The 10,044-nt window shown below is 62.2% G+C and carries 22 protein-coding genes; all 22 read right to left on the reverse strand.

All coding sequences use genetic code 11. The features are described 5' to 3' along the window. Positions 1-29: 29 nt before the first annotated feature. Complete coding sequence (gene rplO, locus AC1DPX_RS34285; protein ID WP_202354516.1) at positions 30-503, reverse strand: 50S ribosomal protein L15; 474 nt, start codon at positions 501-503, stop codon at positions 30-32. Between the two features lie 22 nt (positions 504-525). Then, positions 526-723, reverse strand: coding sequence for a 50S ribosomal protein L30 (rpmD, locus tag AC1DPX_RS34290; protein WP_006205449.1), 198 nt, complete (start codon positions 721-723; stop codon positions 526-528). A 24-nt stretch (positions 724-747) separates the two neighbouring features. After that, positions 748-1,317, reverse strand: a complete 570-nt coding sequence (gene rpsE / locus AC1DPX_RS34295; protein WP_027046810.1) for a 30S ribosomal protein S5 — start codon at positions 1,315-1,317, stop codon at positions 748-750. A gap of 131 nt (positions 1,318-1,448) precedes the next feature. Then, positions 1,449-1,808 carry a 50S ribosomal protein L18 gene (gene rplR / locus AC1DPX_RS34300; RefSeq protein WP_010909284.1) on the reverse strand — a complete coding sequence of 120 codons (360 nt, stop codon included), beginning with the start codon at positions 1,806-1,808 and terminating at the stop codon, positions 1,449-1,451. Positions 1,809-1,947: 139 nt separating this feature from the next. Then, positions 1,948-2,481, reverse strand: coding sequence for a 50S ribosomal protein L6 (gene rplF, locus AC1DPX_RS34305; protein WP_095203284.1), 534 nt, complete (start codon positions 2,479-2,481; stop codon positions 1,948-1,950). Between the two features lie 88 nt (positions 2,482-2,569). Beyond that, positions 2,570-2,968: a 30S ribosomal protein S8 gene (gene rpsH, locus AC1DPX_RS34310; RefSeq protein ID WP_006205453.1), complete on the reverse strand. Its 399-nt coding sequence runs from the start codon at positions 2,966-2,968 to the stop codon at positions 2,570-2,572. Positions 2,969-2,980: 12 nt separating this feature from the next. Continuing rightward, positions 2,981-3,286, reverse strand: a complete 306-nt coding sequence (rpsN, locus tag AC1DPX_RS34315; RefSeq protein ID WP_010909282.1) for a 30S ribosomal protein S14 — start codon at positions 3,284-3,286, stop codon at positions 2,981-2,983. Positions 3,287-3,313: 27 nt separating this feature from the next. Further along, positions 3,314-3,892 carry a 50S ribosomal protein L5 gene (gene rplE, locus AC1DPX_RS34320; protein WP_095203283.1) on the reverse strand — a complete coding sequence of 193 codons (579 nt, stop codon included), beginning with the start codon at positions 3,890-3,892 and terminating at the stop codon, positions 3,314-3,316. Beyond that, positions 3,885-4,199 (reverse strand): 50S ribosomal protein L24, encoded by a 315-nt coding sequence (gene rplX / locus AC1DPX_RS34325; RefSeq protein ID WP_006205456.1) that lies wholly within the window; start codon positions 4,197-4,199, stop codon positions 3,885-3,887. Before rplX ends, rplE begins: the two co-directional genes overlap by 8 nt. 12 nt (positions 4,200-4,211) lie before the next feature. Next, a complete protein-coding gene (gene rplN / locus AC1DPX_RS34330) occupies positions 4,212-4,580 on the reverse strand; it encodes a 50S ribosomal protein L14 (RefSeq protein ID WP_006205457.1) in 369 nt (122 codons plus the stop codon). Between the two features lie 71 nt (positions 4,581-4,651). Then, positions 4,652-4,891 carry a 30S ribosomal protein S17 gene (gene rpsQ / locus AC1DPX_RS34335; protein ID WP_010909280.1) on the reverse strand — a complete coding sequence of 80 codons (240 nt, stop codon included), beginning with the start codon at positions 4,889-4,891 and terminating at the stop codon, positions 4,652-4,654. Positions 4,892-4,902: 11 nt separating this feature from the next. Continuing rightward, positions 4,903-5,103 (reverse strand): 50S ribosomal protein L29, encoded by a 201-nt coding sequence (rpmC, locus tag AC1DPX_RS34340; protein WP_006205459.1) that lies wholly within the window; start codon positions 5,101-5,103, stop codon positions 4,903-4,905. Positions 5,104-5,116: 13 nt separating this feature from the next. After that, positions 5,117-5,530 (reverse strand): 50S ribosomal protein L16, encoded by a 414-nt coding sequence (gene rplP, locus AC1DPX_RS34345; RefSeq protein WP_010909279.1) that lies wholly within the window; start codon positions 5,528-5,530, stop codon positions 5,117-5,119. A 27-nt stretch (positions 5,531-5,557) separates the two neighbouring features. Beyond that, on the reverse strand, positions 5,558-6,283 hold the full coding sequence (gene rpsC / locus AC1DPX_RS34350; RefSeq protein ID WP_010909278.1) for a 30S ribosomal protein S3: 726 nt from the start codon (positions 6,281-6,283) through the stop codon (positions 5,558-5,560). Then, on the reverse strand, positions 6,283-6,672 hold the full coding sequence (gene rplV / locus AC1DPX_RS34355) for a 50S ribosomal protein L22 (protein WP_010909277.1): 390 nt from the start codon (positions 6,670-6,672) through the stop codon (positions 6,283-6,285). Before rplV ends, rpsC begins: the two co-directional genes overlap by 1 nt. A 2-nt stretch (positions 6,673-6,674) precedes the next feature. Next, positions 6,675-6,953, reverse strand: a complete 279-nt coding sequence (rpsS, locus tag AC1DPX_RS34360) for a 30S ribosomal protein S19 (RefSeq protein WP_006205463.1) — start codon at positions 6,951-6,953, stop codon at positions 6,675-6,677. Positions 6,954-6,969: 16 nt separating this feature from the next. Continuing rightward, complete coding sequence (gene rplB, locus AC1DPX_RS34365; protein WP_202354517.1) at positions 6,970-7,803, reverse strand: 50S ribosomal protein L2; 834 nt, start codon at positions 7,801-7,803, stop codon at positions 6,970-6,972. 22 nt (positions 7,804-7,825) lie between these two features. Then, positions 7,826-8,119, reverse strand: coding sequence for a 50S ribosomal protein L23 (locus tag AC1DPX_RS34370; protein ID WP_010909275.1), 294 nt, complete (start codon positions 8,117-8,119; stop codon positions 7,826-7,828). Next, positions 8,116-8,736 (reverse strand): 50S ribosomal protein L4, encoded by a 621-nt coding sequence (gene rplD / locus AC1DPX_RS34375; RefSeq protein WP_008875667.1) that lies wholly within the window; start codon positions 8,734-8,736, stop codon positions 8,116-8,118. The genes AC1DPX_RS34370 and rplD overlap by 4 nt, the downstream gene beginning before the upstream one ends. Continuing rightward, the gene (rplC, locus tag AC1DPX_RS34380) at positions 8,736-9,449 is read right to left on the reverse strand and encodes a 50S ribosomal protein L3 (RefSeq protein WP_095203282.1); all 714 of its coding nucleotides are present in this window, start codon (positions 9,447-9,449) and stop codon (positions 8,736-8,738) included. Before rplC ends, rplD begins: the two co-directional genes overlap by 1 nt. Positions 9,450-9,510: 61 nt before the next feature. Beyond that, positions 9,511-9,819 carry a 30S ribosomal protein S10 gene (rpsJ, locus tag AC1DPX_RS34385; RefSeq protein ID WP_010909272.1) on the reverse strand — a complete coding sequence of 103 codons (309 nt, stop codon included), beginning with the start codon at positions 9,817-9,819 and terminating at the stop codon, positions 9,511-9,513. 69 nt (positions 9,820-9,888) lie between these two features. Beyond that, positions 9,889-10,044, reverse strand: a 156-nt coding sequence (locus AC1DPX_RS34390) for an EF-Tu C-terminal domain-related protein (protein ID WP_477242398.1), incomplete at its 5' end; no start/stop codon positions are given.

Raw genomic sequence — 10,044 nt, forward strand, 5'->3', positions numbered from 1 at the left:
GTTTCTGCCGATCGCGCTTCAAATTGCCGTTACTCGGCAGCTGCCTTTTCCGGCAACTTGATCGAGCCGCCGGCCTTTTCGATCTTCTCGATCGCGGCCTTGGAGGCACCGGCGACGTCGAAGGCAAGCTTGGCCTTCAGTTCGCCATCGGACAACACGCGCACGCCATCCTTGACGCGGCGGATGACGCCGGCGGCGACAAGCGCCTCGGCCGTCACGGTTGCCTTGGCGTCGAGCTTCTTGGCGTCGACGGCTTCCTGGATGCGGGCCAGCGACACGACAACGAAGCTCTTGGCGAAGATGTTGTTGAAGCCACGCTTCGGCAGACGCCTGTAGAGTGGCATCTGGCCACCCTCGAAGCCGTTGATGGCGACGCCGGAGCGCGCCTTCTGGCCCTTGACGCCGCGACCGGCGGTCTTGCCCGAGCCGGAACCGATGCCACGGCCGAGACGCTTCTTGGAATGCGTCGCGCCGTCCTTGTCACGCAGATCGTTGAGTTTCATCTGAGTTCTCCTGCGCTTTGGCTCAGCCCTCGTCCACGACGCGGACGAGATGCTGAACGGCGGCGATCATGCCGCGCACGGAAGGCGTATCTTCCAGCGTGCGCTGCTTGTGCATCTTGTTGAGGCCGAGGCCGACCAGCGTCGCGCGCTGTTCCTTCGGACGGCGGATCGGCGAACCGATCTGCTCAACGGTGATGGTCTTGGTTGCTTTCTTGGCCATGGTCAAAATCCCTGGTCAGATCGACTATTCTTCAGCCGCTACGGCGGTGCCGCGGCGGGCCTGAAGGGTCGAATACTTGATGCCGCGCGCCGCAGCCACATCCTTGGGATGCATCTGGCTCTTCAGCGCATCGAAGGTGGCGCGAACCATGTTGTACGGGTTCGACGAACCCATCGACTTGGCGACCACGTCATGCATGCCGAGCGTCTCGAAAACGGCGCGCATCGGGCCGCCGGCGATGATGCCGGTACCCTGCTTGGCGGCGCGCAGCAGAACACGTCCGGCGCCCCAACGTCCCTCGACGTCGTGATGCAGCGTGCGGCCCGAGCGCAGCGGCACGAAGATCATGTCGCGCTTTGCCGATTCGGTTGCCTTGCGGATGGCTTCCGGCACTTCGCGTGCCTTGCCGTGACCGAAGCCGACGCGGCCCTTCTGGTCGCCGACGACGACGAGTGCGGCGAAACCGAAGCGGCGGCCACCCTTGACGACCTTGGCGACGCGATTGATGTGGACCAGCTTGTCCACCATGCCGTCGTCGCGCTCTTCGCGCTCACGCTCGCGGCCGCGGCCGCCTTCCCTACGTTCCTGTGCCATATCCTGTTCCTTGTTTTTTTCCGGAAGCACGGTTGATGATGATATCCGGCGCCTCTGTGGGTCACCGGGGGCGAATTATTTTCCTTTGCATGATCTTGTCCGAAAAGTCTGCAACTTTTCGGGATCAAGCATCAGAAGCTGAGACCACCTTCGCGGGCGGCTTCAGCCAAAGCCTTTACGCGGCCGTGATAGATGTACGGGCCACGGTCGAAGACGACTTCCTTGACACCGGCCTTGGTGGCGCGCTCGGCGATCAGCTTGCCGATCGCGGCGGCGGCGGCGGTGTCGGCGCCGGTCTTGAGCGAACCCTTGAGGTCCTTCTCGAGCGTCGAGGCAGCGGCGATGGTGTGGCCCTTGGCGTCGTCGATCACCTGGACGTAGATGTTCTTCGAGGTGCGGTGGACCGACAGACGCGGACGCTCGCCGGCGACCTTCCTGATCTGGCGGCGAACGCGCTGCGCACGGCGCTGCGTGGATTCCTTGGTACCCATGATGGTCTTCCTTGCCTTCAAAAAACGGGGGCCGCCATATGCGGTAGGCGAAACGCCTCCCGCGGCCGCTCCCCGCGGCGTTACACTTCCTTGGCTTGGCCCTTTCAGAAAAGCCTGCGACTTTTCCGGACCAGGCCCACTACTTCTTCTTGCCTTCCTTGCGGACGATCTTCTCGCCAGCGTAGCGGACGCCCTTGCCCTTGTAAGGCTCGGGGCCGCGGTATTCGCGGATCTCGGCGGCCACCTGGCCAACCTGCTGCTTGTCGATGCCGGCAACGGTAATCTCGGTCGGCTTCGGCACCGTGATGGTGATGCCGGCCGGCGTCTCGTAGACGACGTCATGGCTGAAGCCCAGTGCCAGCTGCAGGTTTTTGCCCTGAAGCGCGGCGCGATAGCCGACGCCCGTGATCTCGAGCTTCTTCTCGAAACCGTCCTTGACGCCCTGCAGGATGTTGACGATCTGCGTGCGCGACATGCCCCACTTGGAGCGGGCGGTCTTGGTCTGGTCGCGCGGCTCGACAGCGATCTCGCTGCCTTCCATCTTGACCAGGACTTCGTCGTTCACCACGAACTTCAGCTCGCCCTTGGGGCCCTTCGCCGTCACGGTCTGGCCGTTGACGGTCGCGGTCACGCCCTGCGGCAGCGAAACGGGTTTCTTTCCAATACGAGACATTTTGTTGTCCTCGTCACTTCTCTTGTTTCAGGTCTCTGTCTTCGGAACGATCCGAAGACCGGATTCCAATTTGCGGTCAGCTGCCAGATCAGAAGATCTGGCAGAGGATCTCGCCGCCGACGTTCTGTTCGCGGGCTTCGTGATCGGCCATCACGCCCTTCGGCGTCGAAAGGATCGCGATGCCGAGGCCGTTGGCGACGTGCGGGATCGACTTGGCCGAAACGTAAACGCGGCGGCCCGGCTTCGAGACGCGGGCGATTTCGCGCACGACCGGCGCACCGTCGAAATACTTCAGCTCGATTTCGATTTCGGACTTGCCGTTGTCGAAGTCGGTCTGGCTGTAGTCGCGGATATAGCCTTCAGCCTTCAACACGTCGAGGACGCGGGTGCGCAGACGCGAGGCCGGCGTCGAGACACTCGACTTCTTGCGGCCGTAGGCGTTGCGGATGCGGGTCAGCATATCGCCGAGAGGATCGCTCAATGACATGTTATGTCCTCCTTACCAGCTCGACTTGACCAGGCCCGGGATCTGGCCGTTGTTGCCGAGATCACGAAGCGCGATGCGCGATACTTTGAGCTTGCGATAGTAGGCACGCGGACGGCCGGTGACTTCGCAGCGGTTGCGGATGCGGATCTTGGCCGAGTTGCGCGGCAGGGCAGCAAGCTTGAGCTGAGCGCGGAAGCGCTCTTCCATCGGCTTGGACTGATCCATGATGATCGCCTTGAGCGCTGCGCGCTTGGGACCGTACTGGTCGGCAAGCTTGCGGCGCCTGTTGTTCTTCTCGACTGAGCTGGTCTTTGCCATTTCAGATTTTTCCTTTTCTCGCTGCCGTTACTGGCGGAAGGGGAAGTTGAAAGCCTTGAGCAATGCCCGGGCTTCGTCGTCCGTCTTCGCAGTCGTACAAACGATGACGTCCATGCCCCAGATCTGATCAACCTTGTCGTAGTTGATCTCCGGGAACACGATGTGCTCCTTGATGCCCATGGCGTAGTTGCCACGGCCATCGAAGCTCTTGGGGTTCAGTCCGCGGAAGTCGCGGACGCGCGGCAGCGCGATGTTCACGAGGCGGTCGAGGAACTCGTACATACGTTCCTTGCGCAGCGTGACCTTGGCGCCGATCGGCATGTTCTCGCGAACCTTGAAGCCGGCGATCGAATTGCGGGCGCGGGTGACGACGGCCTTCTGGCCGGCGATCATCGCCAGGTCTTCGGCCGCAACCGAGGGCTTCTTGGAATCGGCGGTTGCTTCGCCGACACCCATGTTCAGCACGATCTTGTCGAGGCGCGGAACCTGCATGTCGTTTGCGTAGCCGAACTGCTCCTGCAGCGCCTTGCGGATGGTCTCGTTGTAGACCTGCTTCAGACGCGGCGTGTTGGTGGCAGTCGCCTGTTTGCTTTGAGCCTTAGCCATTGATGACTTCTCCCGAGCGCTTGGCGACGCGCACCTTCTTGCCGTCCTTCTGGAAGATGAAACCGACGCGGGTCGGCTTGCCATCCTTGGGGTCGGCCAGCGCGATGTTCGACAGCTGGATCGGCGCTTCCTTGGTGATGATCCCGCCCTCTTGGGACTGGGACTGCTTCTGGTGACGACGGATCATGTTGACGCCGCGCACCAGCGCGGTGTCATCCTTCGGCTGAACCGAGAGGACTTCGCCCGAACGGCCCTTGTCCTTGCCGGCCAGCACGACGACCTTGTCGCCTTTTCTAATCTTTTGCATTGGTCCGGCTCCTTACAGCACTTCAGGCGCGAGCGAGATGATCTTCATGTGGTTCTTGGCGCGGAGTTCGCGCGGAACCGGTCCGAAGATACGCGTGCCGATCGGCTCTTTCTTGTTGTCGACGAGAACGGCCGCGTTCTTGTCGAAACGGATCACGCTGCCGTCCGGGCGGCGGATGTCCTTGGCCGTGCGAACCACGACCGCCTTCATCACATCGCCCTTCTTAACGCGGCCGCGCGGAATGGCTTCCTTGATCGACACCACGATGATGTCGCCCACGGAAGCGTATTTCCGCTTCGAGCCGCCCAGCACCTTGATGCACATGACACGACGCGCGCCGGAATTATCCGCCACGTCGAGGTTTGTTTGCATCTGAATCATGACTGGCCGCCTTCTTCTTTTCTAACGGGACGGGCTCGAAGCCCCTCCCCGGTCTGTCCAAAATTCGTTGTTTACGCCTGGTCCGAAGACACGACGATCCAGCGCTTGTCCTTAGAAATCGGCTTCGATTCCTGGATGAACACCTGATCGCCAACCTTGTGGGCGTTGTTCTCGTCGTGCGCCTTGTACTTCTTGGTCATGCGCACGGTCTTCTTCATCACGGGATGCGTGAAGCGCCGTTCGACCTTGACGACAACCGTCTTCTCGTTCTTGTCGCTGACGACGGTGCCCTGCAGAATGCGCTTTGGCATGGTTTTCGTCCTTAAGCCTTCTTGGCCGCGGACTTTTCCGCAGCGATGGTCTTGATACGCGCAATGTCCTTACGGACCTGCCTCACGCGCGCGGTCTTCTCGAGCTGGCCGGTGGCCTTCTGGAAGCGCAGGTTGAACTGCTCCTTCTTCAGGCTGGCCAAATCGTCGGTCAGCTGGTCCTGGGTCTTGGTCCGGATGTCTTCGGCTTTCATGATCAGCCCGTCCTTATTCTGCGATGCGCTGTACGAAGCGCGTCCTGACCGAGAGCTTGGCCGCGCCGAGACGCAGCGCCTCACGGGCGGTTTCTTCACTGACGCCGTCGATCTCGAACATGATGCGGCCAGGCTTGACGCGTGCCGCCCAGTAGTCGACGGCACCCTTGCCCTTGCCCATGCGGACTTCGGTCGGCTTCGACGTGACCGGCAGATCCGGGAAAATACGGATCCAGACGCGGCCAGCGCGCTTCATTTCGCGAGTGATCGCGCGGCGGGCCGCCTCGATCTCACGCGCGGTGACGCGGTTCGGCTCAAGCGCCTTCAGCCCGAAACCACCGAAATCCAGGTTGGTGCCGCCCTTTGCGGTACCATGGATACGGCCCTTGAACTGCTTGCGGAACTTTGTGCGCTTTGGCTGCAGCATCGTTCTAACTCCAAATTCCTAAATGTCTCAGGCGTTTTCGCGACGACGACCGCGTTCGCGATCACCACCACCGCCATGCGCAGCATCACCCTCGGTGGCGCGACGTTCCGAAGCCATCGGATCGTGCTCGAGGATCTCGCCCTTGAATACCCAGACCTTGACGCCGCAGATGCCGTACGCCGTATTCGCCTCGGCCGTGCCGTAGTCGACATCGGCGCGCAGCGTGTGCAGCGGCACGCGGCCTTCGCGGTACCACTCCATGCGGGCGATTTCGGCACCGCCCAGACGGCCCGAGCAGTTGATGCGGATGCCCTCGGCACCGAGGCGCATCGCCGACTGCACGGCGCGCTTCATGGCGCGGCGGAACGCAATACGGCGCTCGAGCTGCTGGGCGATCGACTGGGCGACCAGGGTGGCGTCGATTTCCGGCTTGCGCACTTCAACGATGTTGAGGTGCGTCTCGGACTTCGTCATCTCCATCAGCTTCTTGCGAAGCTTCTCGATGTCGGCGCCCTTCTTGCCGATGATCAGACCCGGGCGCGCGGCATGGATGGTGACGCGGCACTTCTTGTGCGGGCGCTCGATCACGACCTTCGAGATCGCGGCCTGCTTGAGTTCCTTCTCAAGATACTTGCGGATCTTGATGTCCTCATGCAGCAGCTTGCCGTACTCACCGGTGTTCGCGAACCAGCGCGAATCCCAGGTGCGGTTGATGCCGAGGCGGAGACCGATCGGATTGACTTTCTGGCCCATTATGCGGCCTCCCCTTTTTCTTCGACTTCACGAACAACGATCGTGAGGTGCGAGAACGGCTTCTCGATACGGCTGGCGCGACCACGGCCACGAGCGTGGAACCGCTTCATGACGATCGACTTGCCGACATAGGCTTCCGCCACCACCAGCGCATCGACGTCGAGGTCGTGGTTGTTTTCCGCGTTGGCGATCGCCGATTCCAGCGTCTTCTTGACCGTGCCGGAAATCCGCTTGGCCGAGAATTCGAGATCGGAAAGCGCTGTCGCGACCTTCTTGCCGCGGATCAGCGCGGCAACGAGGTTCAGCTTCTGCGGGCTGATACGGATCGTGCGCAACACGGCGCGCGCTTCGTTGTCAGCAAGCCTGCGCGGAGCTTTGGCCTTGCCCATGATTATTTCCTCTTCGCCTTCTTATCCGCGCCGTGACCGTAATAGGTCCGCGTCGGTGCGAATTCACCGAACTTATGACCGACCATGTCCTCGTTCACCGAGACGGGAACATGCTTCTGGCCGTTGTAGACACCGAAGGTGAAGCCGACGAACTGCGGCAGGATGGTGGAGCGACGGCTCCACATCTTGATCACCTCATTGCGACCACCTTCACGAACCTTGTCCACCTTCTTGAGAAGGTAGCCGTCGATGAAGGGGCCTTTCCAAATAGAACGAGTCACTTGGCGTTACCTCTTCTTAGCTCTTGCGCTGATGGCGCGAGCGCAGGATGAACTTGTCGGTCGCCTTGTTGGACCGCGTCTTCTTGCCCTTGGTCGGCTTGCCCCACGGGCTGACCGGATGACGGCCACCGGAGGTGCGGCCTTCACCACCGCCGTGCGGATGGTCGACCGGGTTCATGGTCACGCCGCGATTGTGCGGACGCTTGCCGCGCCAAACCGTGCGGCCGGCCTTGCCGTCGTTGATGTTGCCGTGGTCGGGGTTCGACACGGCACCGACGGTGGCCATGCAGGAGCCGTGAACGACACGCTGCTCGCCCGAGTTGAGGCGCAGGATCGCCATGCCCTGGTCGCGACCGACGAGCTGGGCGTAACCGCCAGCCGAACGAGCAACCTGGCCGCCCTTGCCCGGCTTCAGCTCGATGTTGTGGACGATCGTGCCGACAGGCATCGATGCCAACGGCATCGCATTGCCCGGCTTCACGTCGACCGCTTCGCCAGCCACGATCTTGTCGCCGGCGGCAAGGCGCTGCGGGGCGATGATGTAGGACAGCTCGCCATCGTCGTACTTGATCAGCGCGATGAAGGCGGTGCGGTTCGGATCGTATTCAATGCGCTCGACCGTGCCGACGACGTCGAACTTGCGGCGCTTGAAGTCGATGATGCGGTACGAACGCTTGTGACCACCGCCGATGAAGCGGGCGGTGATGCGGCCGTGATTGTTGCGGCCGCCCGACTTGGTCAGGCCCTCGGTCAGGCCCTTGACGGGCTTGCCCTTGTAGAGGCCCGAGCGGTCGACGATGACCAGCTGGCGGGTGCTCGGCGTTACCGGGTTGAATTTTTTCAGTGCCATTGTTCTGTCCTCGCGGCCTTGCTCAGAGACCCGTCGCGACGTCGATCGACTGGCCGTCGGCCAGCGTCACAATCGCCTTCTTGACGTCGCTCTGGCGGCCGATCGTGCCGCGGAAGCGCTTGATCTTGCCCTTGCGGACAAGCGTGTTCACGGCCATCACCTTGACGCCGAACAGCGCTTCGACGGCGGCCTTGATTTCCGGCTTCGACGCCTTCTTGGCGACGTTGAAGACGACCTGGTTCTGCTCGGAAGCCATGGTCGACTTTTCGGTGATCGCCGGGCTGACGATCACGTCGTAGTGACGAAGGTCGGTCATTTAAAGCGCTCCTCGAGAGCCTCGACGGCGGCCTTCGAAAGGACCAGCGTGCCGCGGCGCAGAATGTCGTAGACGTTGATGCCCTGGATGGGCAGCACGTCGATGTTGGGGATGTTGGTCGCGGCCAGCTTGAAGTTCTTGTCAAGCTCGGCGCCACCGATCACCAGGGCGTTGCTCAGGCCCAGCGTCGCGAAATTCGCGATCAGTGCCTTGGTCTTGGCCTCGGTCAGCTTCAGCTCGTCGATGATGATGATCGACGCGCTCTTGGCCTTGGCCGAGAGAGCATGCTTCAAGCCCAGGGCGCGCACCTTCTTCGGCAGGTCGTGCTCGTGGCTGCGAACGACCGGGCCGTGGGCCTTGCCGCCGCCGCGGAACTGCGGAGCGCGTGCCGAATGGTGACGGGCGCGGCCCGTACCCTTCTGCTTGTACATCTTGGCGCCGGTGCGCGCGATTTCGGCGCGGCCCTTGGCCTTGTGCGTGCCCTGCTGCTTCTTGGCGAGCTGCCAGCGCACGACGCGCTGCAGGATGTCCTCGCGCGGATCAAGGCCGAAAATCTCCTCGGAGAGTTTCACCTTGCCGGCGTCCTTGCCGCCAAGCGTTGTGATCTTGAGATCCATTATTCCGCTCCCTCTGTGGCCGGAGCCTCGTTCTTAGCAACGGCGCGGATCGCGGCGGGCTTCGGCGCATTGGCCGGCAGTGCCACCTTGGCCGCGTCGCGGACCAGGATCCAGGCGCCCTTCGATCCGGGAACCGCTCCGCGGATCAGGATCAGGCCGCGGTCGGCATCGGTCGAGACGATCTCGACGTTCTGCGTGGTCACGCGGGTATCGCCCATGTGGCCGGCCATCTTCTTGCCCTTGAACACCTTGCCGGGGTCCTGGCGCTGGCCGGTCGAACCGTGAGTACGGTGCGAGACCGAGTTACCGTGCGTCGCGCGGCCACCACCCATGTGGTGACGCTTGATGACGCCCTGGAAACCCTTGCCGATCGTCGTGCCCGTCACATCGACCTTCTGGCCGGCGACGAAGTGCTCGACGGTGATCTCGGCGCCGACATCGATCATGTTGTCGGCCGAGACGCGGAACTCGGCAACCTTCGCCTTCGGCTCGACGGAAGCGGTCGCGAAATGGCCGCGCAGCGCCTTCGACGTGTTCTTCACCTTGGCGAGGCCAACGCCGAGCTGAACGGCGGTGTAGCCATTCTTCTCCTGCGTGCGCTGCGCCACGACCTGGCAGTTCTCCATCTGGAGAACGGTGACGGGAACATGTTCCCCGGCATCGTTATAGATGCGGGTCATTCCCACCTTCTTTGCAATCACACCTGAACGCATCGGTTCAATTCCTTTAGAGTTCCGGGCCAGGGGCACCGCCCCTTACCGCGCTCTCATTCCCTTAGAGCTTGATCTCGACGTCGACGCCGGCGGCCAGATCGAGCTTCATCAAAGCATCGACGGTCTGCGGGGTCGGATCGACGATGTCGAGCAGACGCTTGTGCGTGCGCATCTCGAACTGCTCGCGGCTCTTCTTGTCGACGTGAGGCGACCGGTTCACCGTGAACTTTTCGATCCGCGTCGGCAGCGGAATGGGGCCGCGGACGTTTGCGCCGGTGCGCTTTGCCGTCGACACGATTTCCTTCGTCGAGGCGTCGAGCACGCGGTGATCAAACGCCTTCAGGCGGATGCGGATATTCTGTCCGTTCATGCGTCACTTCCTTGTTCTGGCGCGGCGCGGGCAACTTCCGCGCCCGCGACAGATCGGTTTAAGTCCAAATTACTCTTTGATGGTGACGACGATGCCGGCACCGACGGTGCGGCCGCCTTCACGGATGGCGAAGCGCAGCTTCTCTTCCATGGCGATCGGCACGATCAGCTCGACATCGACCGTGATGTTGTCGCCAGGCATCACCATCTCGGTGCCAGCCGGCAG

This window comes from Mesorhizobium sp. 01N446, assembly GCF_056399285.1.